Below are 24884 nucleotides of genomic sequence, written 5' to 3'. Positions count from 1 at the left end.
GGGCCGGTGTGAGCCGGGCGTCACCGGCCCAGCCGGGCCAGGGTGTACGCGGGCCGGTCGGTGATCACCCCGTCCACCCCCGCGTCGAGGACCAGCTCCAGGTCGGTGGGTTCGTTGACCGTCCAGACGTACACCGGGTGGCCGGCGGCGCGCAGCGCGGGCACCAGCGCCGGGCGGGCCCGGACCAGGCCGATGCCCGGCCCGGCGATCCGCGCCCCGAACGGCAGCCGGCCGAGTCGCAACCAGCGCGGCAGCACCTCCAGCAGCAGCACGGTCGGCAGCGCCGGGGCCAGTTCGCGGACCCGGCGTACCGCCAGCGGGGAGAACGACATCACGGTGACCTGCACCGGGTCGTCCGGGCGCGGCTCGGCCAGCCCGTGCCGACGCAGCATGGTCACCAGCCGGCGCTCGACGTCACCCCGGTAGCGGGACGGGTGTTTGGTCTCCACCAGCAGCCGGACCGGGCGACCGGCGTCGCGCACGGCGGTCAGCAGCCGGTCCAGGGTGAGCAGCCGGGTACGCGTGTCGTCCGGTACGGCGTCGCCGTCGGCCGGTGCGCACCCGGGGTGCCAGGAGCCGAAGTCCAGGGTCTCCAGCTCAGCCAGGGTGCGGGCGCTGACCAGGCCGTGACCGTTGCTGGTCCGGTTCAACCGCCGGTCGTGTACGCAGACCAGGTGCCCGTCGCGGGTCAGCCGGACGTCGCACTCCAGCCCGTCGGCACCCTCGTCGAGGGCCCGCAGGTAGGCCGCCAGGGTGTGCTCGGGCAGGTCGGCCGACGCGCCGCGGTGCGCGAAGACCAGTGGATCAGCCATCCTCCGCTGCTCAGATGACCTGGCCGGGCTGCCCGTCCCCGGTGACGACCGGCCTGCCGACGGCCGCCCACTGCCGCATCCCGCCGTCGGCGTTGCGGACCTGCTCCCAGCCGTTGCCGAGCAGGTAGCCGACGACCTGGGCGGAGCGTCCGCCGGAGCGGCAGATGACCGCGACGTCGCGGTCGGTGGGCACCTCGGCGAGCCGGGCCGGCAGCTCCATCATCGGTACGTGGTGCGCGCCGGGCGCGTGGCCCGCCGCCCACTCGTCGTCCTCGCGGACGTCGAGCAGGTAGGTGTCGTCGTCGATCGCGGTCACGGGGACACTGGGAACCTGGGATCCGAACACGGTCGAAAGCCTAGATCCTCGGTGCCGGCGAGGGCACGTCGGCGCTCGGCGTGGCGGTCTGGCGGCGGGTGGACGGCGCGACGGTCAGAGCCGGTTGACCCAGCGCGGGTTGGCCCGGGACCAGTCGGGCAGCCGGTCGGTGCGGACGGCGTCGAAGAGCCCGCCGCCGCCGTTGTCGAGCACCACGTACGAGATGCCGTTGATGGTCTGCGGGTAGGACGGGAGCTGCACCCCGTGCAGCGCGTCGGCGGGCAGCGACCGCAGGGCGAACAGCAGATCGTCCAGGGGTACGCCGTTGGTGTCGACGGTGAGCGCGTTGCCGACCGCCCGCAGCACCCGGTCGAGTTGCACCGGGTCGGTGCGCAGGTGGGTCTCGCCGGCGCGGTCCATCATCGCGCGCAGCATCTGCTGCTGGTGCCGTTGCCGGTCGTAGTCGCCGTTGGGCAGGTCGTAGCGCTGCCGGGCGTAGTCGAGCGCCCGTGCGCCGTCCATCTGCTGGCAGCCGACCGGGAAGAGGACGCCGGTGTGGATCGAGCGGACCTCGGTGTCGACGCACATCCGGATGCCGCCGAGCAGGTCGATGACGCGTCGGAAGCCGGCGAAGTCGATGAGGGCCGCCCCGTCGAAGCGGATGCCGGTGAGCCGGGTCAGGGTGGCCGAGAGCAGGCGGGTGCCGCCCTCGCCGCCGCCGCCGTGCTCGTACGCTGCGTTGATCTTGTCCTGGCCCCCGGCGTAGCCGACGCCGTCGGGGGGGATGGCGACCAGCAGGTCCCGGGGGACGGAAATCAGGTACGCCTCCCGCAGGCCGGGCGGGACGTGCACGATCAGGATGGTGTCCGACCGCTGGTCCGGTCCGGGTGCGTCGGGGCGTCGGTCGGAGCCGACGATCAGGTAGTTGAGCCCGGTCTCCAGTTCGGTGCGGGCCTGCCGGGCGTCGGGGGCGAGCAGTTGCTCCTTGCTGACCGTGCGTTCGTAGCGGTGGGCGAGCAGCCGCACGCCGACCACGGCGAACCCGGCGAGCAGCACCAGGGCGAGGCCGACGCCGAGCAGGGCCCGTGGCCAGCGTGCCCTGCGCCGGCCGGAAGGCGGTGTGCCCCGCCCCCGGTCGGATCGCGCTGACCTGGCCGTGACGCCCTCCCCGTGGCCGTAACGTGAACAGTTCTCACGTCAGGCTACGGCGGGCCGACCGGCCCCCGGGCCGGTTCGCCGCGACTACCGGCCGGTCACTTACGGGTGGACAGCACGCTCGGGTTGGCGTACACGAACTCGCCCAGCCGGTCTTCCTTGATCGCCTGGAACATGTCAAGCGTCTGCTGGCTGAGCGCCTCACGGTTGTTGGCGTTGCCGTTGAACGTGCCGCCGTTGGTCCGCAGCATGGTCAACTCGTTGGCGGTGACCCCACGCATGGTGAACACCAGGTCCGCCACCGGCACGCCGCCGGTGTCCAGGATGAACGCCTTGCCGGCCGCCTTGATCAACTGGTTGACCTTGACCGGGTTGGTCAACATGCCCTTGTCGGTGGCCTTGCGGGCCATCGCCTTGATCAGCTGCTGCTGGTTCTGCTGCCGGTCGTAGTCGCTGTTCGGCAGGCCGTAGCGCTGCCGCGAGTAGTCGAGCGCCTGGAGGCCGTTCATCTCCCGGCAGCCCTTCTTGTAGACCACCGGGGTCATCGGCCGGCCGGTCTTCTTGGCGTCCGCGTTCCACATCTGCTTGCCGTCGACCATCATCATGTGGTGCGACTTCACCTCGTGGCTGACGCAGATGCGCACCGTGCCGAGGGTGTCGATGACGTTCTTGAAGCCACCGAAGTTGATGATCGCGGCCCCGTCGAAGCTGACCCCGGTCATGTTCTTGATGGTCTGGGCCATCAGCTGCGCGCCGCCCTCCCAGCCGCCGCCGTTGCGCGCGCCGGCCTGGAACGCCGCGTTGATCTTGTCGGTGCCGCCCTTGAACCCGCTCTTCTTGAACGGCGGGATCTGCGCCTCGGTGTCCCGGGGGATCGAGACCAGGTACGCCTGGTCGTGGCTGGCCGGGATGTGCAGCACGATGATGCTGTCCGAGCGGACGTCGTCGGCGGCCCAGCGCTCCCGGGCGTCCACGCCGAGCAGCAGCATGTCGATCGGGCCGTCGAGGTTGGCGCCGCCCTCGGCCTCGGTCTTGCCCGCCCCGCCGAGCAGGTTGCGCTGGGCGATGTTGCCGGTGGCCTGACTGATCAGCGCCTTGCTGCCGACGATCGCCACGCCGCTGGTCAGCATCAGCACCGCGCCGAAGACCACGGTCAGCCGCGCCCAGAGCGGGTCCTTGCGCCGGGCGCGCTTGCGGGCCGTGGCGGAGGGCCGACCGCCGCGACCGCCCGGTGACGGGACGGCGGCCGACGCCCGGTAGGGGTCGGCGCTCAGCGACGATGGGCGGGGGCTGGTCTGAACCGGCATGCGTGCTCCAGCTCGCGTGATCGGGGGGCGGGACCACTTTACGTACCGCTTCCCGGCAAGGCGAGGTCGTCACACGCACAAATCCCAGACAACCTGACCTTTAGCCCCATGATTCATCCGTTCGGGCGAATCGATGCGACCGGACGGCTGTTGGCGTCCGATGATCAAGCGGTCCGGAAACGACCTCTGATGACGTCCGTCGAAATCTGCCTGACACACGGGGGCGGACCGCGCCGGCCCGCCCCCGCCCCGGCGACGTCTCAGTTGCCGTTGCCGGCGGCCGCCTTCTTGTCGGCCGCCACCCAGTCCGCCATCGTGTCGGCCGACATCGCCTTGAACATCGCGAGCGCCTTCTCCCGGTCGGACACCACCACCGACTCGCCGTTGATGGTGTCGCTGCCGAGGTTCGGGCTGGTCAGGAACGTCAGGTTCTCCCCGCGCAGGTTGCGGAACTGGATCGCCATGTCGCCGAGGGAGAAGTCGTTGTCGACGGTCACCGCGTCGGTCACCGACTGGAGGAACGCGTTCAGCTTCTTGGGGTTGGTCAGCGTGCCAGTGCTCGCCGCCTTGTCCATCAGCGCCCGCAGGAACTCCTGCTGGTGGCGCATCCGGGCGAAGTCACCCTGGGGGAACTGCTTGCGCTGCCGGATCCAGTCCAGCGCCGTCGCGCCGTCCATGTGCATGGTGCCCTTGGTGAACTTCCGGTACGGCTTGTGGATCGAGGTGATGCTCTGCTCCACCTTCAGGTCGACCCCGCCGAGCGCATCGGTGACCTCCTTGAAGCCGCCGAAGTCGATCGCCATCACGTTGTCGATCCGGACGTCGGTGAAGCACTCCACGGTGCGTACCGCCAGCGGCAGGCCACCGAAGGCGAACGCCGCGTTGATCTTGGCACGCTGACCGGAGTCGCAGGCCGCGCCCGCGTTCTCGGGGATCGGCACGTACAGGTCACGCGGGACGGAGACCAGGTAGGCCGACTTGTGGTCGGCCGGGATGTGCATGACGATCAGCGTGTCCGCCCGCCACTCGCCCGGCTTGTCGACCGCCGCGTCCGGGTCCCGCGAGTCCGTGCCGACGAGCAGGATGTTGAGCGCCCCGTCGACCGCCTTCGCCGGCCGGCCACCGGTGATCTCCGAGAACGGGTCGGTGCGGGCCAGGTCCTCGTTGAGGTTGCGGGTGTAGAACCAGGCCCCGATCCCGCCGAGCAGCGCCACCACCAGCACCGTCACGCCCGCCACCAGGGCGATCCGCCCCCAGCGCGGGCGCGGCCCGCGCCGGCCGTAGTTCCCCGGCCCGCCCGGCCCCGACGGTGTGCCGGGGCCGCCCGGTCCGCCCGAGCGGGGCTGGCTCTCCTGGTGCGACGGGTACCACTGCGCGTCGGACTGCCGGGCGCGCCCGGTGGGGGCCCGGTCGGCACCGGGCACCGAGGCCCGGCCCGCGCTGCGGTGCAGGTAAGGGAGCGAGGCGCCGGCTGACGAGGTCGCTGACATGCGTTTCAGCGTACGTAGCCGGGTCGAGCGTTCGCTGAATGTGAAGCCCGCCGGCCGTCCCGCGTGGCGCGGGGGAGCTACCCTAGCCGGTCGCGGAAATGGTCGATGGTGCGTCGCAGGCCCTCCTCGGGCGAGACCTCCGGCTGGTATCCCAGCAGGTCCCGGGCGAGGGTCAGGTCGGGGCGGCGCATCTCCGGGTCGTCCGCGCTGCGGGTGACGTAGGTCACCTGTGACGTGCTGCCGGAGAGTGACACGATCGTCTCGGCGAGTTGCCGCATCGACATCTCGTGTTCGGTGCCGCAATTGATCGGGCCGCTCTGCGTCGAGTCGAGCAGCAGCAGGATGCCGCGCACCAGGTCGTCGACGTAACAGATCGACCGGGTCTGGTCACCGGTGCCGTGCACGGTGATCGGCTCGCCGCGCAACGCCTGGGAGATGAAGGTGGGGATCGCCCGGCCGTCGTCCGGGCGCATCCGCGGGCCGTACGTGTTGAAGATCCGGACGATCGCCGCGTCCAGCCCCCGGCTGCGGCGGTAACCCATGGTCGCCGCCTCGGAGAAGCGCTTCGCCTCGTCGTAGACGCTGCGCACCCCGATCGGGTTGACGTTGCCCCAGTACGTTTCCCGCTGCGGGTGTTCCTTCGGGTCCCCGTACGCCTCGGAGGTGGAGGCCATCAGGAACCGGGCGTCGTCGGCGACCGCGCGGTCGAGCAGGTGCAGGGTGCCCACCGAACCGACCCGGAGGATCTCCACCGGCAGCTTCTCGAAATCGGTCGGGCTGGCCGGGGAGGCCATGTGCATGATCGCGTCGAACCGCTGCGCCAGGGCCGGGTGGTGGTTGGGCAGGCCGTCGGAGATGTCCGCCTCGACCAGGGTGAACCGGGGATGCTCGGCCAGGTGCGCGACGTTGTCCTTGGAACCGGTGACGAAGTTGTCCAGCGCGACCACCGTGCACCCGCGCTCGATCAGGGCGTCCGCCAGGTGCGACGGCACGAACCCGGCACCGCCGGTGACCAGGACACGGTGACCGTTTCCGAACCGCTGGGCAACCTTCATGGCGGCCAGCCTACTTCTCCCCGCCGGCCGGGGTCCGGTCGACCCGAGGCCCCGGCGTGGCCCGTACCCTGCCCGTCCCTGCCCGGTGGGCGTCTCCGCGGGGTGACCGACGGGTGGGCCCCCGACGCGAGCGGTCGCGTCGGGGGCCCGTGGTGCCGGTCGTTCAGTGCGCGCCCGCGCCGGTGAGGGCGCGCACCTCCAACTCGGCGTACTTGTCCTCGTCGTGCTCCTTGGAGATCACCGTGCCGATCCAGCCGCAGAGGAACCCGAACGGGATGGACAGCAGGCCCGGGTTGGACAGCGGGAACCACTGCCAGTCGTGGTCCGGGAACATCGAGGTGGGTGCGCCGGAGACGACCGGCGAGAAGAACACCAGGAACACGGCCGAGACCAGGCCGCCGTAGATCGCCCAGACCGCGCCGGAGGTGTTGAACCGCTTCCAGAACAGGCTGTAGAGAATCGCCGGCAGGTTGCCCGAGGCGGCCACCGCGAACGCCAACGCCACCAGGAAGGCCACGTTGAGGCTCTGCGCGTAGATCGACAGGGCGATCGAGACCGCGCCGATGACCAGGGCCGAGATCCGGGCCACCCGGACCTCCTGACGTTCGGAGGTCTGCCCCTTCTTGATCACGTTGGCGTAGAAGTCGTGCGCCAGGCTGGACGACGAGGCCAGGGTCAGGCCGGCGACCACCGCCAGGATGGTGGCGAACGCGACCGCCGCGATGATCGCCAACAGGGTCGCCCCGCCCAGGTCGCCGCCGAGGAAGGACCTGCCCAGCTCCTCGGCGAGCTGCGGCGCGGCGGTGTTGCCGGCCTTGTCCTGCGCGATGATCTCCTTGCCGCCGACCAGCGCCGCCGCACCGAAGCCCAGGGCCAGCGTCAACAGGTAGAAGGTGCCGATGATGCCGATCGCCCAAAGCACGCTCTTGCGGGCCGCCTTGGCGGTCGGCACCGTGTAGAAGCGGATCAGGATGTGCGGCAGGCCGGCGGTGCCGAGCACCAGGGCGATGCCCAGCGACAGCAGGTCCATCTTGTTGTAGAAGGTCTGGGTCGAGTTGCCGGCCACCTCGACGCCGTACCGGAGTCCGGGTTCGAGGAACGCGCTGCCCTTGCCCGACGTCGCGGCGGCGTCACCGAGCAGCGCCGACAGGTTGAAGTTGTACTTCGCCAGCACCAGCACGGTCATCACCAGCGCGCCGGTCATCAGCAGGAACGCCTTGACGATCTGGACGTACGTGGTGCCCTTCATGCCACCCACGGTCACGTAGATGATCATCAGGGCGCCGACCATGATGATGGTGGCCACCTTGGCGGTGTCGGCGTCCATGCCCAGGAAGGTCGTGCCCGGCTTGATCCCCAGCAGCAGCGCGACCAGGGCGCCCGCGCCGACCATCTGGGCCAGCAGGTAGAAGATCGACACGGTGATGGTGGAGACCGCCGCGGCGGTACGCACCGGCCGCTGGCGCATCCGGAACGCCAGCACGTCGGCCATCGTGTAGCGGCCCGAGTTGCGCAGCAGTTCCGCCACCAGCAGCAGCGCCACCAGCCAGGCGACCAGGAAGCCGATGGAGTACAGGAAGCCGTCGTAGCCGTACAGGGCGATGATGCCGGCGATGCCGAGGAACGACGCGGCCGACATGTAGTCGCCGCCGATCGCCATGCCGTTCTGGAAACCGGAGAAGGACCGGCCGCCGGCGTAGAAGTCGGTGGCCGTCTTGGTCTGCCGGCTGGCCCAGATCGTGATCGCCAGCGTCACCGCCACGAACACCAGGAACAGGGTGATGGTCAGGTTGCGGGCGGTGCCGCCGCCCGCCTCAACCGCGAGGACCGTGTTCACGGTTCACCTCCCCGATCTCGGCGCGGATGCGGTCGGCGGTCGGGTCGAGCTTGCGGTCGGCGTACCGGGAGTAGAGCCAGGCGATGAGGAACGTCGAGACGAACTGGAGCAGCCCGAAGATCAACGCCACGTTGATGTTGCTGCCGAACAGCTTCGTGCCCATGAAGTCCCGCGCGTAGGCGGAGAGGATCACGTAGAGCGCGTACCACAGGAAGAACGCGACGGTCATCGGGAAGACGAAGCTGCGCAGCGCGCGGCGCAACCCGACGAACTCGTCCGACCGTTGTACGGCCAGATAACGCTCCGCCGCCGAGTCGGCCGGGGCGGGCGTGGGTGTGTCCGTGGACATCTGTGGATCACCACCTTCACAGGCATCGGGAGTTTCGCGCACCGTAGAGAGCGGCCCGCCGGCAAGAAAAGGTGCAGATCGATCCCGGCAGTCCCCTGCGCCGAACGGTCCCCCACCTGCGCCCAGTGACCCACGTCACCCGCTCACCGGGCGGGCCGGGCGGCACGGACGGGCGGACCGGGCGGACCGGGCTGACCGGGCGGTGATCCACCCGCCTCGGCCGAAATAGCGGTATCCGCTGTCCAGGACACCGCTATTTCGGTGACATTGCGACCCGACCACCCCCGACGGGTCAGGGAAGCTGGTGGTAGCGGCCCCGGTGGTGCAGGAGGGGCGGGGTGTCGCCGACGATCTCGACCGTCTCGATGGTCGCCTCGAGGAGGAGGGCCCAGCCGTACTCCCGGGCGGTGTCCAGGCGGCAGCCGGCCCAGCTCCCGGCGTCGGCGGGCACCGGCCCGTAGGGCGTGTCGGTCCACGCGTCGGTGGCGAACAGCCCACCCGGCGAGGGGAAGAGCCCGGCGAACCGGTCGGCGAGCTGCCGGTGGGACGGCCCGAGCGGGGCCACCGCGAACCGACCGGCGTCCTCGATCGCCGGCCACAGGTCGGCCTCGGGGTCGATCAGGCCGAGCAGCCGGTCCGGCTCCCCCTCGGCGACCAGGGTGGACGACACGGTCAGCCCGGCCGGGCCGGGAGCGGTCCAGAGCGTCACCGGCGCGGCGAGCCGCCCCCGCAGCCGACGTGCCGGCGAGCGTTGCCCGGTCGGCACCGCGAACGGGTCGGTGTGGTGGATCTCGGCACCCGGTTCTGGATTCACGTGAAACATTGTGGCCCCCGCCCCGTCCCGCGTTGCCCGGTCGGGGCGAGAGTCGGCCGAGCTTCCACGATCGTCTACGCCGGCAAGGACCGCTGCGGCCCGTGACGGCGGCGCGGCGTCATGCCGTACCCGTGCCGGTGGGGCCGGGCAGGGTGGCGCGGGCGGCGGCCAGCACCTCCGGGTCGGCGCACCCGGTCGCGTAACCGGCGATCCGGCGGCGGATGTCCCGGGTGAGCAGCCAGACGCCGACCCGGTCGGCGACCGGGCGCAGGAACGCCGGCCGGCAGCGGAAGCTGTACCGCCAGGTGGCGACCGTGTGGCCCGGCTCGGGTGCGGGGGCGAACCGCCAGCCACCGGCGAACATCTCGAAGAACCACGGGCCGCGCACCATTTTCATCCCGACGTTCGTCGGCGGGGCGAAGGAGACGTACTCGCTGATCATCGCCAGGCCGTGCCGGGACCGGGTGAAGGTACGCACCCCCTTGCCGGGGCGGGTGGCCCCGTCGACGAAGTGCTGCTCGCGGACGAACGGGTCCCACCGGTAGCGCACCGGCGCGACGGTCTGCGACACCGCGAACGCCACCTCCGGCGGGACCGCGACGGTGGTCACCGCCTCGACGACGGGCATCAGCGGCGGGGGGTGACGGTCGACAGCAGCTCCGGCATCCGGCGGTCCAGCACGTCCCCGGCCAGGTACGCCCCGAGCAGCGCCGCCCCCACCCCGTACGCCGCGCCGACCGGCAGGGCCAGCCAGAGCCACACGTCGCCGAGCAGCCCGGCGGCCACCACCATCGGGACGGCGGCAGCCGCCGAGCCGACCATGGACAGCAGGGTGAGCATGCTCTTGGCGATCCCCGAACCGGTGTTCATCGCGAACGGGTTGCTCGTCTCCGGCAGCGAGTACGCCCCGAGCACCGAGATGAACCCGTTGATCGCCAACCCCACCCCGTACGAGGCGAGCAGCGCGCCCGCCGCGACCCCGAACCATTCCGGCCGGCCGAGCACCCCGCTGATGATCAGGGAGACGACGCCGAGCATCGGCACCACGTATACGGAGAAGGCGGTCATCCGGGCGCGCAGCTCCAGCCGACCCGGCACCCCGGCCACGACGTTTGCCGCGTAGGCGCTGCCGTCGAAGCCGAACTGGTTGGCCAGGGTCACCGAGGCGAGCACGCCGACGAAGAGCATCGAGATGCTGAGCAGCACCGGTGACGGGTCGCCGGTGGCCTCGAAGCCCTCCTCGCCGACGGCGAACCCCGCGCCACCGAGGTTGACCATCACCGGTACGAAGATCCCGACCACGGCGATGGTGATCAGGTTGGCCCGCCGTCGGGCGTCCCGCCACCAGTAGCGGCACTCGCGGGCGACCAGCGCGCCGAACCGGTCCCGACGGGCCCAGCCGACGGCCCGGGGGAAGAGTTGGGCGACCGCGCCGCCGGTCGGTGCCTGGCGGGCCTTGGCCGGGGCGGCGCTGGCCGCGCCGACCATCGCCGACTCCAGCGACCGGGACCACCAGAGCAGCAGCGCCCCGATGGTGACCGCGGTGATGAGCAGCTTGACCGGTACCGCCCAGGCCCGACCCTCGGCCACGTCAAGGCCGATCGTCCAGGGCGCGCCGAACGGGGTCCAGCCGACGATCCGGGCCACCCCGACGAGCCGGTCCCAGTCGGCGGTGCGTACCGCAGCCAGCACCACGAGTTGCAACGGGCCGAGCAGCGCGGCGACCACGGCGAGTAGCACGGCCGCCAGGTCGCGCACCCGGCGGGACCGCAGCATGGTGGCGAACGCGCTGGTCACCGCGCGGCTGGCGGCGACGCAGAGCAGCACCCCGGCGACCACGCCGAGGGCGGCGACGACCCCGGCTACCGCGCCGCCGAGCAGGGCGGCGCTGACCACCAGGCCGGTGACCGCGACCAGCACCGCGAACACCGGGACGCTGACCAGGGCCGCCGCGAACAGCCCGGTGACCAGGGTGCGGCGGGACAGCGGCAGCAGGGCGAACCGGGCCGGGTCGAGGGTCTCGTCGACGCCGAAGAAGACGAGCGGCAGCAGCAGCCAGCCGAGCACGAGCACCCCGCCGCCGAAGGCCGCGGCCATCACCGCGTAGCGGGGTTCGTCGGCGAAGCCGGGGGCGGCGAACATGAGGAAACCGCCGGCCGCGAACCAGAGCCCGACCAGGATCCCGACCACGAACAGGGCGACCCGCCAGCCCTGGCCCCGGAAGTTGTTGCCCATCACCCGCAGCTTGAGCCGGACGAAGTGGCGCGGGGAGACCGCGCGGACCCGCGCGGCGGGCTCGGCCACGGTCACCGGGACAGCCACGCCAGCTCCTCACCGGTCGCCGTCCGGCCGCCGACGACCTCGACGAAGACGTCCTCCAGGGACCGGTCGCCGCGCACCTCGGCGAGGGTGCCGACCCGCTTGATGGTGCCCTCGGCGAGGATCGCCACGTGTGAGCAGAGCCGCTCGACGACCTCCATCACGTGGCTGGAGAAGACGACCGTCCCGCCGCCGACCACGTACCGGTGCAGGATGTCGCGGATCAGCGCCGCCGACACCGGGTCGACCGCCTCGAACGGCTCGTCGAGCACCAGCAGCCGGGGGCCGTGCAGTAGCGCACAGGCCAGGCCGATCTTCTTCTTCATGCCGGCGGAGTAGTCGACCACCAGTGTCCGGCCGGCGTCGGTGAGGGCCAGCACGTCGAGCAGTTCCGCCGCCCGCTGGTCGACCACCGCCGGGTCCATGCCGCGCAGCAGACCGTGGTACGCCAGCAGCTCCGCGCCGCTGAGCCGGTCGAACAGGCGTACGCCGTCGGGCATGACGCCGAGCAGCCGTTTCGCCTCGACCGGGTCGCCCCAGACGTCGTGCCCGAGCACCCACGCGTTGCCGTGGTCGGGCCGCAGCAGCCCGACGGCCATCGACAGGGTGGTGGTCTTACCGGCGCCGTTGGGGCCGAGCAGGCCGTAGAACGAGCCGGCGGGGACGGCCAGGTCCACCCCGGCGACCGCCACCTTGCCGTCGAACTGCTTGGCCAGGCCACGGAGTGCCAGCGCAGGGTGTTCACCAGTCATGCCTCGACCGTATCCGGACCGGGCGAGGGGCCGCTCCCGCCAGGGGACGATCCCGGATCATCCCGCAGGCGGACGACCTGGCAGGGGTGGTTCCGGGAGTACGTGGGCCATTACGCCCACCGATCGGGACGAACCGTCAGGAACGGAGCGACTCGGGTGCGTGCAGGCGGAGCATGGTGGCTCCGACGTCGACCGGGGTGCGGCGGCGGGTCGCCATCGACACCGCGATCATCACGGTGAAGGCGAGCGGCACCGTCCAGGCGGCGGGCTGCGTGGTGAGGGTCGCCGGCCAGCCGGTCAGCGGCGGCCCGAGCACGGTGACCAGCACCGCGCCGATCGCCGCGCCGCCACCGACCAGCACCCCGGCCGCCGCGCCGAGGTCGGTCAGGCCGCGCCACCAGATGCCGAGCACCAGCAGCGGGCAGAAGCTGGACGCGGCGACGGCGAAGGCCAGCCCGACCACCTGGGAGACGTCCAGCCCGGAGACGTTCAGGGCGAGCACCGCCGGCACCCCGCCGGCGATCACCGTGGCCAGCCGGAAGCCGCGTACCGAGCCGTGCCCCAGCACGTCGGTGGAGATCACCCCGGCGACGCTGGTGAGCAGCCCGGACGAGGTGGACAGGAAGGCGGCGAACGCCCCGGCGGCGACCAGTGCGGAGAGCAGCCGCCCGGTGACGCCGTCGCCGAGCGCCGCCTCGGGCAGCAGTACCACCACCGCGTCGGTCTGCCCGCTGACCAGCAGTTGCGGGGTGTAGATCCGGCCGAGCACGCCGTACAGCGTGGGCAGCAGATAGAAGACGCCGACCATGGCCAGCACCACCAGGGTGGTCCGCCGGGCCGCCGCGCCGTCGGGGTTGGTGTAGAAGCGCACCAGCACGTGCGGCAGTCCCATGGTGCCGAGGAAGGTCGCCAGGATCAGCGAGTAGGTGGCGAACAGGCCCCGGTCGTCGTCCCCGGCGGCGCTGGGCAGCAGCCAGTCGGCGGCCCCGGTGGCGACCCCGGACACCTCGGGCACCGGGTCGCCGGCGGCGAAGCTCAGCTCGTCGCCGGGGCGTACCTCACGGGTGGTGCCGTCGGGGAAGGTGAGGGCCGCGCGGTGCTCGACCACGACGGTGGTGGCGGTGCGGAACGCCGGCCCGTCGGGCGGGGTCACCGCCGGGCGGGCGTCGGCCTGCCACTGCAGGGCCAGGAAGATCGCGGGTACGGCGAGCGCGGTCAACTTCAGCCAGTATTGGAAAGCCTGCACGAAGGTGATCGCCCGCATCCCGCCCAACGCCACGTTGGCGGTGACCACCGCGGCGACCAGCAGCGCCCCCACCGGGTACGGCGAGCCGGCCACCGTGGCCAGGGTCAGCCCGGCGCCCTGCAACTGCGGCACCAGGTAGAGCCAGCCGATGAAGATGACGAAGACGGTGGCCAGGGTGCGCAGCCGGCGGGAACCGAGCCGCAGCTCGCAGAAGTCGGGCAGGGTGAACGCCCCGGAGCGGCGCAGCGGCGCGGCGACGAAGAGCAGCAGCGCCAGGTAGCCGGCGGCGAAACCGACCGGGTACCAGAGCACGTCGACGCCGTACTTGAGGACCAGCCCGGCGATGCCGAGGAAGCTCGCCGCCGACAGGTACTCCCCGCCGATCGCGGCGGCGTTCCAGGTCGGACTGACCGTCCGGGACGCCACCAGGAAGTCGGACGTGGTCCGGGCCAGGCGCAGTCCGTAGAAGCCGATGCCGACGGTGATCAGGGTGACCGCGACGATCGCCGGTACGACGTACCCGTTGCCCATCTCAGCGTTCCGGTCGCTGGACGAGGTCGACGAAGTCCTGTTCGTTGCGTTCGGCGAGCCACACGTACGCCCAGCCGACGGCGATGAGGAAGGGGAACGAGACCACCCCGAGCAGCAGCCAGGGCAGGTTGACGCCGAGCACGGTGACCCGGCCGACCGGGGGCGCGACGGCGAACAGCCAGGGCAGCCCGCCCAACCCGATGAGCACCAGCAGGCTCAGCCGCAGGGCGAGGGTGAGCTGCGCCCGGACCAGGCCCCGGACCAGCGCCTCACCGACCCGGGTCTGCTGGGTCAGCTCGGTGCGGGTGTGGGCGGCCTGGGTGTCCCGGCGGGAGACGCCGGCCAGCACGATCCGTACCCGTCCGGTCGACCGGACGGCCGGCGGCCCCGGGTCCACCGGTGGCGGTTCGGGGTCGTGGTCGGCGGTCACCCGGGCAGTCTCGTCCGCCCCACCCGAATGTCAAGTGTCGTCCACCGGGGGTGTGGACAACCTGTGGACAAGGCGACCGGCCTGTGGACGACGGTGGGCGACCTGATGACCACCATGGCGTTACGTCTGATTCGTCCTCACCGGAACGTCACCCGGAGATCATCTGTAACGGCCTTGCCGGCATTGACCCAGGCCCCTACGCTGGGGCAGCCAATCCCTTTCTCTTCGAACACGGGGTTTCTATGCGCAAAATTCGCACTCTCCTCGGCGTCGGTCTCGCCGGAGCATGTGCACTCGCCGTGGTGCCGGGTACGGCCTCCGCGGCTCCCGTCTCCGCGCCGCTGCAGAAGGCGGCGGCCCTCGACGACGTGACCGGCGCCTACTACCCGGTCTCCCCGGCCCGGCTGCTGGACACCCGCAACGGCACCGGCGCCCCGGTCGGCAAGATCGGCGCCGGCAAGAAGGTCGACCTCCAGGTCGCCGGCCGTGGTGGCGTACCGGCCAGCGGCGTCGGCGCGGTCGTGCTGAACGTGACCGTCACCGGTCCCAGCGCCGCCAGCTTCCTCACCGCCTACCCGACGGGCGAGTCCCGCCCCACCGCCTCCTCGGTGAACTTCGCCAAGGGCTGGCTGGGCTCCAACAACGTCACCGTGAAGCTCGGCTCCGGTGGCAAGGTCTCGGTCTACAACAACAGCGGCTCGACCGACGTGATCGTCGACGTGGTCGGCTTCTACGCGGGCGACAACAGCCTCACCAACCGGGCCGGCGGCCAGTACGAGTGGTACCTGCCGGAGCGCATGTGGGACAGCCGCGAGGACCCGGAGGGCAAGCCCCCGGCCGGCCAGGTGCTGGAATACTCGCTCAACTTCGGCGACGACTACAACCCGCACGTCAAGTCGTTCGTCTTCAACGTCACCGCGGTGTCGCCGGCCAAGTCCGGCTTCCTCACCGCGTGGTCCGGCAAGGGCACCCGGCCGGCCGCGTCGACGGTGAACTACCTCGCCGGCAAGAACGTGCCGAACCTGACCTTCGTGCAGACCACCCCCTGCACCGGCACCGAGCTGAACGGGTGGTGCACCGTGGGTGCGCCGAAGTTCAGCATCTACACCTCGCAGGCGGCGCACGTCCTGGTCGACCTGGTCGGCGTGGTGGACGACGGCGAGTCCCCGTACGGCATGCGGTTCTCCCCGCTGAGCCCGACCCGGATCGTCGACAGCCGCTCCAACCTGGGCATCTCCGGGGCCATCCCGGCCAACGGCACCCGCAAGGTCACCACCCCGGACGCGCTGGTCACGCCCGACACCGAGGTGCTGGCGATGAACGTCACCGCCGTCACCCCGACCAACAACACGGTCATCACCACCTGGCCGGCGGACTTCGACGGCGTCGGCAAGCCCGCCACCAGCAACCTGAACCCGTACGCGGGCCAGGTCGTCTCCAACGGCGTGCTGGGTGTCATCGGCCCGAACTACGCGTTCAACGTCAACAACCTGTCCGGCACCACGCACCTGGTCGCCGACGTGGTGGGCACGTTCTACTACCCGCCGGCGTCCACGGCCAAGTCGGCCACGTCGCTCAAGGGCGGCAAGGCCAAGCCGAGCGCGGTTCCGGCCGCGAACCGGAGCTGACCGACAACCGCCACGACGGCTGACCGTCAGTCGTCACCGCAGAGCGCCCCGACCATGCGGTCGGGGCGCTCTCGCGTTTGCGCGAAGGTAGCGGTGGTTCCGGCGGAGGCCCGGCTCACGTGCCGGTCGTCGATCCGGTAAGGGTGCATTGCCCTTTCTTGGCATTCCATCGATATGGCCTTGCCGCTCGTGATCACCGCTCATAGTGTGTGGTCCACAATCACTCTTCCTTCTTCACGGGGTAATGCATGCGCATTTTTCGCGCTCTACTCGGCATGAGCGTTGCCGGGGCCTGTGCGCTGGCCGTACTGCCGGGGATGGCGCTGGCCGCGCCCACCGCGCCGTACACGGTGCTCACCGTCGACGTCGGCGACCAGACCGGCGGCTATCCGATCTACCGGTCCGACGTCTTCGACCGCGACAACTCCACCGTCTCGGTCGTCGCGCAGAGCAACGACCGGCTGGCGGTCGAGACCAACCGGTCCGGCTCCTACGTGCGGCTCACCATCCAGCCACCGGCCGGCGAGCAGTGGGCTGCCGGTCAGACCTACCAGGCGACCTGGCAGGGCGACGGCGGCACCGCCGCCATGGACCTGGCCTCCGACGGGCGCGGCTGCGGCCACGTCACCGGCTGGATCAAGGTCCGGCAGGCCGACCGGGACAGCGACACCGGCCGGGTCGACGCCTTCGCCGCCGCCTACGAGTACAGCTGCCGGGACAGCACCTACTACACCGGCACGGTGAGCGGTGAGCTGCGCTGGAACTCGTCAGTGGACTACGTGGTCGCGCACGGCGAGCCCAACCCGGTCAGCTTCAACTACCAGGAGATCGCGGTGCCCAGCGCGGCCAGGACGGTGACCTTCCGGTCCGTCGGCAGCGCCCCGGTCACCTTCGGGGCGGCCAGCCTCGGCGGCCCGACGCCCGAGGCGTTCGCGCTGCTCGGCTCGAACTGCACCGGCCGGACGCTGACCCCGGGGCAGACCTGCACGGTCTCGGTCGCGGCCAACCCGACCAGGGAGGGGGTGCAGCAGGCGAGTCTGCTACTCGCCGACGACAGCGCCTCCGGCACCCGCCGGGTGCAGTTGGCCGTCGAGGGGTTCCGGGGCGTCACCGGCAGCTACTACCCGCTGGCGCCGAAGCGGCTGATGGACACCCGTTCCGGGCTGGGCGCGCCCAAGGCCAAGATCGGCCCGGGTAAGAAGGTTGACCTCCAGGTCACCGGCCGGGGTGGAGTGCCGAGCAGCGGTGTCGGCTCCGTCGTGCTGAACGTGACGGTCGTCGGCCCGACGGCGGGGAGCTTCCTGACCCTCTACCCCGCCGGTGAGAGCCGCCCGACCGCGTCCTCGGTCAACTTCGCGAAGTCGTGGCTCGGCTCGAACAGCGTCACCGTCAAGGTGGGCTCCGGCGGCAAGGTGTCGGTCTACAACCACGCCGGGTCGACGGACGTCGTGGTCGACGTGGCGGGCGTCTGGGCCGGGAACAACTCGCTCTCCAGCCGGGGACAGGGCGGTCAGTACCAGTGGATCAAGCCGTACCGCCTCTACGACACCCGGAAGGAGGGCGGTCCCCTGAAGGCCGACTACATCATGTGGAGTTGGCTCAGCTTCGGTGACCTCAACACCCACGTCAAGGCGCTGGTCGTCAACATCACCGCCGTCTCGCCCCGCAAGGCCGGCTACCTGACGGCCTGGAACGGGCAGGGGAACGTCCCGAGCGCGTCCACGGTCAACTACCCGGCGGGCAAGGTGGTGCCGAACCTCGCCATCGTGGAGACCGTCGAGTGCACCGAGTGCGGCGGCAGGCGGGCCCCGGAGTTCTCGATCTACACCTCGCAGACCACCCACCTGGTGGTGGACGTGGTGGGTGTGATCGACGACGGCACGGTTCCGGACGGCCTGCGGTTCACCCCGATGTCGCCGACCCGGATCGCGGACAGCCGGATCGGCCAGGGCCTGCCGAGCGTGCTCGGGCCGACCGCGGTCGGCAAGGTCACCGCACCGGCGAGCATGCTGACCCCCAGCACGCAGGTGCTCGCGATGAACGTCACCGCGGTCACCCCGACCAGCAACACCGTGCTCACGGTGTGGCCGGCCGACTCGGCGATGACCCGGCCCACGGCGAGCAACCTCAACCCGGCCGCCGGGCAGACCGTCTCCAACGCGGTGCTGGGCATCCTCGGCCCGACCCAGGGCTTCAACGTCTACAACCACTCGGGTAACACCCACGTGGTCGCCGACGTGGTCGGCACGCTCTGGGTCTACCCGGGTACGGCCGCCCCGCCCACGGGCCGGGCCACGTCCCCCGGCAGCAGGCTCAAGGTGATCGACTCCGGCGTGGGCACCCCCTCCCCACGCTGACCCGCCACCTGCGGCGAAGGGCGTCCCGGCCGAGGCCGGGACGCCCTTCGCCGTTCCCGCGCCAGGGGGGCCGATGTTGCGGCATCCGGACGCCCGGTCACCGCAACGTCGCCGACACTGCGACGGTCATGACCGTCGACGCACCGCCAGCGCGCCGGCACCGCGACGATCATGGCCGCGCCCGGCTCAGCGGTTCCAGTCCTGTTTGGCGGCGCGGACCAGCTTGTCCTTCAGCTCCCGGGTGTGCCGGCGGCTCACCGGCAACTCGGCGGCGTCGATCAGCACCACGTACCCCGAGTTGACCAGGCGCAGCTCCGCGATCAGCCGCAACTGCACCAGGTACGACCGGTGGATGCGCACGAACCCCGCGTCCGCCCAGCGTTCGGCGAGGGTGGCCAGCGACACCCGGACCAGGTGCGACCCGTCGGCGGTGTGCAGCCGCGCGTAGTCGCCCTGCGCCTCCACCCAGCGCACCGCCGAGCGGGGCAGCATCCGGGTCGTCCCGGCCAGCTCCACCGGGATCGTCGGGTCCTCCTCGGCACGGGCCAACGCCGCCGGGTGCGACGGCACCACCCGGGAGCCCATCACCCGGCGCAGCGACTCGGCCAGCCGTTCGGCGCGTACCGGCTTGCGGACGTAGTCGGTGGCACCCAGGTCGAACGCGTCGACCGCGCCGTCGTCGTACGCGGTGACGAAGACGATCGCGGGGGGCCGGGCGAACCGGCGCAGCACCCGGGCCAGTTCCATCCCGTCCAGGCCGGGCATCCGGATGTCCAGGAAGACCACGTCCACGTCGGTGTCCCGCAGCACCCGCAGCGCCTCGGTGGCGTCACCGGCCGTGTGCAGCCGGGCCACCCGGGGATCGGCCCGCAGGTGGTACGCCAACTCGTCGAGCGCCGGTGGCTCGTCGTCGACCGCCAGCACCCGCAGGAACCCGGAGGCGTTCACCGCGCCGGTCCGCTCGCTCACGCGCCGGCCCGTACGCCCGGGTGGAACTTCGGAATCCGCAGGCTCACCTTCGTACCGGAGCCGGGGCCCGTCTCGACGACCAGGCCGAACCCGTCGCCGAAGACCGACCGGAGCCGCTCGTCGACGTTGGAGAGGCCGACGTGCTGGCCCGGGTCGTCGGTCGGGTCGCTGCCGGCCCGGGTCAGCTCGGCGATCCCCGCGGTCAGCGTGGCCGGGTCCATCCCCACTCCGTCGTCCTCCACCGTGATGTGACACTCGGCACCCGCGTCCCGGGCCTCGATGCTCACCATGCCGGTACCGGGCTTGCGCGACAACCCGTGTCGTACCGCGTTCTCCACCAACGGTTGCAGGCACAGGAACGGCAGGGTCACCGGCAGCACCTCCGGGGCGATCTGCAACCGCACCTGCAACCGGTCACCGAACCGGGCCCGTTCGATGGTCAGGTAGCGATCGATGGAACGCAACTCCTCGGCGAGGGTGGTGAACTCCCCGTGCGCCCGGAACGAGTACCTGGTGAACTCGGCGAACTCCAGGATCAGCTCCCGGGCCCGTTCCGGGTCGGTGCGCACGAACGACCCGATCGCGGTCAACGCGTTGTAGATGAAGTGCGGGCTGATCTGCGCCCGCAACGCCCGGATCTCGGCGCGGGCCAGCCGCGCCCGGGACGAGTCCAGCTCGGCCAGCGAGAGTTGGTTGCCGGCCCAGTGCGCGGTCTCCAGGGTGGCCTGCACCAGGCCCGGCGCGGGCGGCCCGTCGGCGACCGCGACGAGTGCCCCGACCACCCGGCCGTCGGCCGACAGGGGTGCCACCACCGCCCCCCGGACCAGGCAGTCCACCCGGTCGCAGTGCAGCTCCGACTCGCCCAGCACGGTCGACCGGCCGGTCTCGGCCACCCGCCGGGCCGCCGCGAGCAGTTGGTCGCCGTGGTGCCCGCCGCGCCCGTCGAGGGCGAGCAGCGTGTCGGCGTCCGTCAACGCCAGCCCGGCCGCCCCCACCAGGGCCCGCAGGTGGCGTACGGCCTTCGCCGCGCCCGCCGGGTGCAGCCCGGTACGCAGCGGCTCGGCGGCCAGACCGGCGGTGTGCAGCACCTCGTAGGTGGCCCGTTGGGTGGCGGTGGCGATGCCCCGTCGACCGCGCAGCCGCAGCGCCGCCCAGAGCGCGGCGGCGAGCGCGGTCACCAGCGAGACGACGCCGGCCACGGCGGAGAGGTTGCCACCCACCCCGCGATCCTGGCCTGTCCGGCCCGCCACGCCAAGGGGTTCAGTACGCGCCCTTGCGGGCCAGCACCACACCGACCGTGCGCCACAGGATGCTCAGGTCGTACGCCAGCGACCAGTTGTCGACGTAGTACAGGTCGAGCCGGACCGCCTCGTCCCAGGACAGGTCGGAACGGCCGGACACCTGCCACAGGCCGGTCATCCCGGGACGGACCAGCAGCCGCCGCCGTACGTCACCGAGGAAGTCGCCGTCGTCGGCGGGCAGCGGACGCGGCCCCACCAGCGACATCTCCCCCCACAGCACGTTGATCAACTGGGGCAGCTCGTCGAGCGAGGAGGCCCGCAGGAAGCGGCCCACCGGGAACACCCGGGGGTCCTGCTTCATCTTGAACAGCATGCCGTCGGTCTCGTTCTGGTCGACCAGCCCGGCGAGCCGCTCCTCGGCGTTGACGTACATGGTGCGGAACTTCCACACCCGGAAGGTCCGCCCCTCGTGGCCCACCCGGGGCTGGCGGAAGAAGACCGGCCCGGGGTCGGACAGCCGGATGGCCAGCCCGATGGCGAGGAAGACCGGGACGAGCAGCAGCAGGCCCAGCCCGGCGGCGACCCGGTCCATCAGGTTCTTGGCCAGCAGCGCCGGCCCGGACAGGGTCGGCTCCTCCACGTGCAGCAGCGGCAAACCCTCGATCGGGCGGATGTGCACCCGGGGGCCGGCGATGTCGGTGAGCTGCGGGGCGACCACCAGGTCGACGCCGGAGCCCTCCAGTTGCCAGGCCAGCCGGCGCAGCTCACCCGGCTCCGCGCTGGCCGAGCCGCAGACCGCGATGGTGTCCCCGCCGACCTCCCGCACCAGGGCCAGCACGTCCCGGCCGGCGTACACCGGGACGGGGGTCTGGATGCCCCGGGCGGCGGCGTACCCGTCGGTGATGTGGATGGCCACCGGCACCAGGCCGGCGGCCGGATTGCGGGTGACCGCGACGTAGACCTCCAGGCACTCCGGCAGGGTGCCCACCAGCACCATCCGGTGCCCGGCGTGCCCGGCGCGACCCCGGACCCGGTGCAGCACGAACCGCGCGGAGATCCGGAAGAACAGGACCAGCACCAACGCCCCGGCGAGGGCGAAACCGACCGTGTACCGGGACAGGTCGGTCTTGGTGGCGAAGGCGATGAAGGAGACGGTGGCGGTGACCGCGACGCCGCCCCGGATGACCCGCTTGTACTCCTCCGGGCCGAGACCGAGGTAACGCCTGTCGTAGGCCCGGTTGCCCCACAGGGCCGCCAGCCAGCCGAGGGGCACCAGCAGGAAGACCACCGTGTAGAACCAGGTCGGGTCCGCCTGCGCGTTGTAGAAGCCGGCCCGTGCCTGACCGAACGCCTCCTGGGCGATCCAGTCGGCCAGCACCACGGCGGCGAAGTCGAGCAGCAGCAGCGCCGCCGTGTACGGGCGGTGCCAGGTGGAGACCCGGCGTCGGGCGCGGGCCCATGCCGACCGGGGCACCCCGTTGTGTGACGGCGGTGTCGGCGGCTGGATCTCGAAGCTGTCGACGTGCCGCACGAGTTTGCTCCGGCCTGTGTTGGTTACCGGGCGCTGGAGGCTTGTCGTCACCTCAACCCATGTCCTCCCGCATGACACGCGCCGCTCACTCGCCGTGAGGGGCCCGGGTCGCCCACCGTTCCAGTCTCCCACGCTGGCAGCGGGTCAAACGCGGAGCCGGGGGGCTTTGCGTTTGGCGTTGCCGACGAGGAACCGGCCGACTTCACGTCAGTTTTCGAAGCCGGGGACCGAGCCACTATACCGATGGACGGCCACCGGGGTAGAGCGCGGACGGGGACGTTCCGCGCGCCAGGGACGATACCTCTCCGTAACAATGGCGCGATGTGACTCACCGTACGAGTCGGGACAACCGACGGTCAGCGAGCGGTTTGCCGCCGGTCTGGCAGGTCGGACAGTACTGGAGGCTCGAATCGGCGAACGAGACTTCGCGTACGGTGTCGCCACAGACCGGGCAGGGCAGCCCGGTGCGGGCGTGCACCTTCAGCCCGGAACGTTTCTCCCCCTTCAGCTCCGCCGCCCGGTGCCCGGCCGAGCGGCGTACCGCGTCGCCCAGCACCGTCCGGGTGGCGGCGTGTAGGGTGGCGAGCTGGTCGTCGGTGAGCCGGTCGGTGATCGCGAACGGGGACAGCTTCGCCGCGTGCAGGATCTCGTCGGAGTACGCGTTGCCGACTCCGGCGAGCACCGCCTGATCGGTCAGCACGCCCTTGACCTGCCCCCGTCGGCTGCGCAGCCGTTCGGTGAAGGTGGCCAGGTCGGCGTCGAGGGCGTCCGGCCCGAGCTTGGCGACCCCGGGGACCTGCGCCGGGTCGGTCACCAGGTAGGCGGCGAGTTTCTTCTGGGTGCCCGCCTCGGTGAGGTCGAACCCGGAGCCGTCGTCGAGGCGTACCCGCAGGGCGATCGGGCCCTTGCCGGGGCGCAGCGGAGTGGTGGACGGGAACGCCTCCCGGTAGTGCAGCCAGCCGGCGCGGGCCAGGTGCACCACCAGGTGCAGGTCACCGTCGAAGATCACGTCGAGGAACTTGCCGTGCCGCCGGGCGTCGGCCACCGCCCGGCCCGACACCGCCGTGGGCGCCGGGTCGTACGTCTTCAGGGCGCTGATCGCGGCGACCTCGACCCGGTCGACGCGTCGCCCCACGGCACGCTCACGCAGGTACCCCGCGAGCGCCTCCACCTCCGGTAGTTCGGGCATCACATCACGGTAGCCTTCGTTCCCGTGAGCGCGAGGAATGAGCTTGCGAGTCCCGCAGTCGCGATCGAAAGGCAAGCTCTGTGAGAATCGTGGTGGCGCACAACCGGTACCGGGAAGCCCAGCCGTCGGGTGAGAACACGATGGTCGACTCGGAGATCGGGCAGCTCACCGCGGCCGGGGTCGAGGTGCTGCCGTTCATCCGCAGCTCGGACGAGATCCCGTCGATGCCGAAGTCGGCCAAGGCGCTGCTGCCGATCTCACCGATCTACGCCCCGCGCGCCCAGCAGGACCTGTCCCGGCTGCTCACCGAGCACCGGCCGGACGTGCTGCACCTGCACAACCCGTACCCGCTGCTCTCGCCCTGGGTGGTGCGGACCGCGCACAGGCACGGGGTGCCGGTGGTGCAGACGGTGCACAACTATCGGCAGGTCTGCTCGTCGGGGATCTACTTCCGCGACGGCGTCATTTGCCAGGACTGCAAGGGCCGGGCGCTGGCGGTGCCGTCGATCGTGCACCGCTGCTACCGGGATTCCCGGGCGCAGAGTGCGCTGATGGCGGCCACCCTGGCCGTGCACCGGGGCACCTGGCGTTCGGTGGACCGGTTCATCGCGCTCACCTCGGCCATCGCCGACCACCTGACCGACTACGGCATCCCGGCCGAGCGGATCGTGGTCAAGCCGAACGCGGTGCCCGACCCGGGTGCACCTACCCCGCTCGGCGACGGTTTCCTCTATCTGGCCCGGCTCACCCCGGAGAAGGGCCTCGACCTGCTGTTGGACGCCTGGCGGCGGCACCCGGTGGGCAGCCTCGGCACGCTGCGGGTGGCCGGTGACGGCGAGCTGCGCCCGCTGGTCGAGGCCGCCGCCGCCGAGCGCGCCGACGTCGTCTACCTGGGCCAGCTCGACCGGGCCGGGGTACGCGCCGCCGTCGAGGCGAGCGCCGTGGTGATCGCCGCCTCGATGTGGCACGACGTGCTGCCCACCGTGATCATCGAGGCGTTGGCCAGTGGGCGGCCGGTGCTCGGTACCGCGCTCGGCGGCATTCCGTACCTGGTCGGCGCGGACGTCGCGCACGAGCCCGCCGGCACCGGCCCGGCCGCCGTCGCCTCGGCGGTCGCCGGTCACGCCCCGCCGCCGGCCGGTCCGCCGGCGGTCCCGGCCGGGCTGCTCGGCGGCACCGCCGGCTGGGTGGTCCCGCCGGACCCGGCCGCGTTGGCCGCCGCGCTCCCGGTCGCGCGGGCCGGTGCCGCGCTGCTGTCCGCTCCGGCCCGGCTGCGGTACGAGCAGACGTTCCACCCCGACGTGGTCCTCAAGCGGCACCTGGCCATCTACGCCTCCCTCACCCGCGCCAACTGACCCCGCTGCCGCCCTCCGCGAGACCCTGGCGGAAGTGGCCCCTCTGGAGGCCGTTCCCTTCCACGATCTCTGCGGTGGCCGGGCGTGTCGCGGGGCGGCCGACATGTCTGCGCGAAGTGATATGCCCAGCAGTCATATTTATGGGTCTTGTGTTGGGTGTGTGGGTCGCTGGTGATCATTTTCTGGGGAGTTGGGGTCGGT

The 24884-nt window shown here is 71.6% G+C and carries 21 protein-coding genes; 3 read left to right on the top strand and 18 right to left on the bottom strand.

Translation table 11 applies throughout. The features are described 5' to 3' along the window. Positions 1-20 precede the first annotated feature (20 nt). From B5D80_RS10255 to B5D80_RS10190, 14 genes are all read right to left on the bottom strand, one after another. Positions 21-812 carry a glycerophosphodiester phosphodiesterase gene (locus tag B5D80_RS10255; RefSeq protein WP_088643590.1) on the bottom strand — a complete coding sequence of 264 codons (792 nt, stop codon included), beginning with the start codon at positions 810-812 and terminating at the stop codon, positions 21-23. A gap of 10 nt (positions 813-822) precedes the next feature. After that, complete coding sequence (locus tag B5D80_RS10250; RefSeq protein ID WP_088643589.1) at positions 823-1158, bottom strand: rhodanese-like domain-containing protein; 336 nt, start codon at positions 1156-1158, stop codon at positions 823-825. An 84-nt stretch (positions 1159-1242) separates the two neighbouring features. Then, the gene (locus tag B5D80_RS10245) at positions 1243-2184 is read right to left on the bottom strand and encodes an LCP family protein (protein WP_088643588.1); all 942 of its coding nucleotides are present in this window, start codon (positions 2182-2184) and stop codon (positions 1243-1245) included. Positions 2185-2381: 197 nt separating this feature from the next. Further along, the gene (locus tag B5D80_RS10240) at positions 2382-3590 is read right to left on the bottom strand and encodes an LCP family protein (protein WP_088643587.1); all 1209 of its coding nucleotides are present in this window, start codon (positions 3588-3590) and stop codon (positions 2382-2384) included. A gap of 260 nt (positions 3591-3850) precedes the next feature. After that, complete coding sequence (locus B5D80_RS10235; protein WP_088643586.1) at positions 3851-5080, bottom strand: LCP family protein; 1230 nt, start codon at positions 5078-5080, stop codon at positions 3851-3853. A gap of 77 nt (positions 5081-5157) precedes the next feature. Further along, positions 5158-6135: a GDP-mannose 4,6-dehydratase gene (locus tag B5D80_RS10230; protein ID WP_088643585.1), complete on the bottom strand. Its 978-nt coding sequence runs from the start codon at positions 6133-6135 to the stop codon at positions 5158-5160. Between the two features lie 163 nt (positions 6136-6298). Then, the gene (locus B5D80_RS10225; protein WP_088643584.1) at positions 6299-7972 is read right to left on the bottom strand and encodes a solute symporter family protein; all 1674 of its coding nucleotides are present in this window, start codon (positions 7970-7972) and stop codon (positions 6299-6301) included. Continuing rightward, the gene (locus B5D80_RS10220) at positions 7950-8321 is read right to left on the bottom strand and encodes a DUF485 domain-containing protein (protein WP_088643583.1); all 372 of its coding nucleotides are present in this window, start codon (positions 8319-8321) and stop codon (positions 7950-7952) included. The genes B5D80_RS10225 and B5D80_RS10220 overlap by 23 nt, the downstream gene beginning before the upstream one ends. 292 nt (positions 8322-8613) lie before the next feature. Next, on the bottom strand, positions 8614-9144 hold the full coding sequence (locus tag B5D80_RS35090) for a flavin reductase family protein (protein ID WP_088643582.1): 531 nt from the start codon (positions 9142-9144) through the stop codon (positions 8614-8616). A 109-nt stretch (positions 9145-9253) separates the two neighbouring features. Next, a complete protein-coding gene (locus B5D80_RS10210; RefSeq protein ID WP_088643581.1) occupies positions 9254-9763 on the bottom strand; it encodes an SRPBCC family protein in 510 nt (169 codons plus the stop codon). Further along, the gene (locus B5D80_RS10205) at positions 9763-11457 is read right to left on the bottom strand and encodes an ABC transporter permease (protein WP_088643580.1); all 1695 of its coding nucleotides are present in this window, start codon (positions 11455-11457) and stop codon (positions 9763-9765) included. The genes B5D80_RS10210 and B5D80_RS10205 overlap by 1 nt, the downstream gene beginning before the upstream one ends. After that, the gene (locus tag B5D80_RS10200) at positions 11442-12206 is read right to left on the bottom strand and encodes an ABC transporter ATP-binding protein (protein ID WP_088643579.1); all 765 of its coding nucleotides are present in this window, start codon (positions 12204-12206) and stop codon (positions 11442-11444) included. Before B5D80_RS10200 ends, B5D80_RS10205 begins: the two co-directional genes overlap by 16 nt. A gap of 136 nt (positions 12207-12342) precedes the next feature. Continuing rightward, positions 12343-13983: a sodium/solute symporter gene (locus B5D80_RS10195; RefSeq protein WP_088643578.1), complete on the bottom strand. Its 1641-nt coding sequence runs from the start codon at positions 13981-13983 to the stop codon at positions 12343-12345. Position 13984: 1 nt separating this feature from the next. Beyond that, entirely contained in the window at positions 13985-14380 is a 396-nt protein-coding gene (locus B5D80_RS10190) for a hypothetical protein (protein ID WP_088643668.1), read from the bottom strand. A 275-nt stretch (positions 14381-14655) separates the two neighbouring features. On the opposite strand from B5D80_RS10190, the gene B5D80_RS10185 reads away from it, so the two are divergent. Together B5D80_RS10185 and B5D80_RS10180 are read left to right on the top strand one after the other, a co-directional pair. Beyond that, entirely contained in the window at positions 14656-16041 is a 1386-nt protein-coding gene (locus B5D80_RS10185) for a hypothetical protein (RefSeq protein WP_144081632.1), read from the top strand. Between the two features lie 275 nt (positions 16042-16316). Further along, positions 16317-18398, top strand: a complete 2082-nt coding sequence (locus B5D80_RS10180) for a choice-of-anchor D domain-containing protein (RefSeq protein WP_158224159.1) — start codon at positions 16317-16319, stop codon at positions 18396-18398. Positions 18399-18584: 186 nt separating this feature from the next. On the opposite strand, the gene B5D80_RS10175 is transcribed toward B5D80_RS10180, so the two are convergent. The 4 genes from B5D80_RS10175 to B5D80_RS10160 all read right to left on the bottom strand — a co-directional run bounded on the left by B5D80_RS10175 (position 18585) and on the right by B5D80_RS10160 (position 23328). Beyond that, positions 18585-19346: a LytR/AlgR family response regulator transcription factor gene (locus tag B5D80_RS10175; RefSeq protein WP_088643667.1), complete on the bottom strand. Its 762-nt coding sequence runs from the start codon at positions 19344-19346 to the stop codon at positions 18585-18587. 17 nt (positions 19347-19363) lie between these two features. Further along, positions 19364-20587 (bottom strand): sensor histidine kinase, encoded by a 1224-nt coding sequence (locus tag B5D80_RS10170; RefSeq protein WP_088643575.1) that lies wholly within the window; start codon positions 20585-20587, stop codon positions 19364-19366. Between the two features lie 40 nt (positions 20588-20627). Further along, on the bottom strand, positions 20628-22139 hold the full coding sequence (locus tag B5D80_RS10165) for a sugar transferase (RefSeq protein ID WP_088643574.1): 1512 nt from the start codon (positions 22137-22139) through the stop codon (positions 20628-20630). A 328-nt stretch (positions 22140-22467) separates the two neighbouring features. After that, a complete protein-coding gene (locus B5D80_RS10160) occupies positions 22468-23328 on the bottom strand; it encodes an Fpg/Nei family DNA glycosylase (protein WP_088643573.1) in 861 nt (286 codons plus the stop codon). An 80-nt stretch (positions 23329-23408) separates the two neighbouring features. On the opposite strand from B5D80_RS10160, the gene B5D80_RS10155 reads away from it, so the two are divergent. Next, positions 23409-24683: a glycosyltransferase gene (locus B5D80_RS10155; protein WP_088643572.1), complete on the top strand. Its 1275-nt coding sequence runs from the start codon at positions 23409-23411 to the stop codon at positions 24681-24683. The last annotated feature ends 201 nt before the right edge of the window (positions 24684-24884 follow it).

The sequence above is a fragment of the Micromonospora wenchangensis genome, from assembly GCF_002210435.1.
GTDB classification, from domain to species: domain Bacteria; phylum Actinomycetota; class Actinomycetes; order Mycobacteriales; family Micromonosporaceae; genus Micromonospora; species Micromonospora wenchangensis.
Note: the sequence above shows the minus strand (reverse complement) of the source record. Positions and strands in the feature narration are given on the sequence as shown.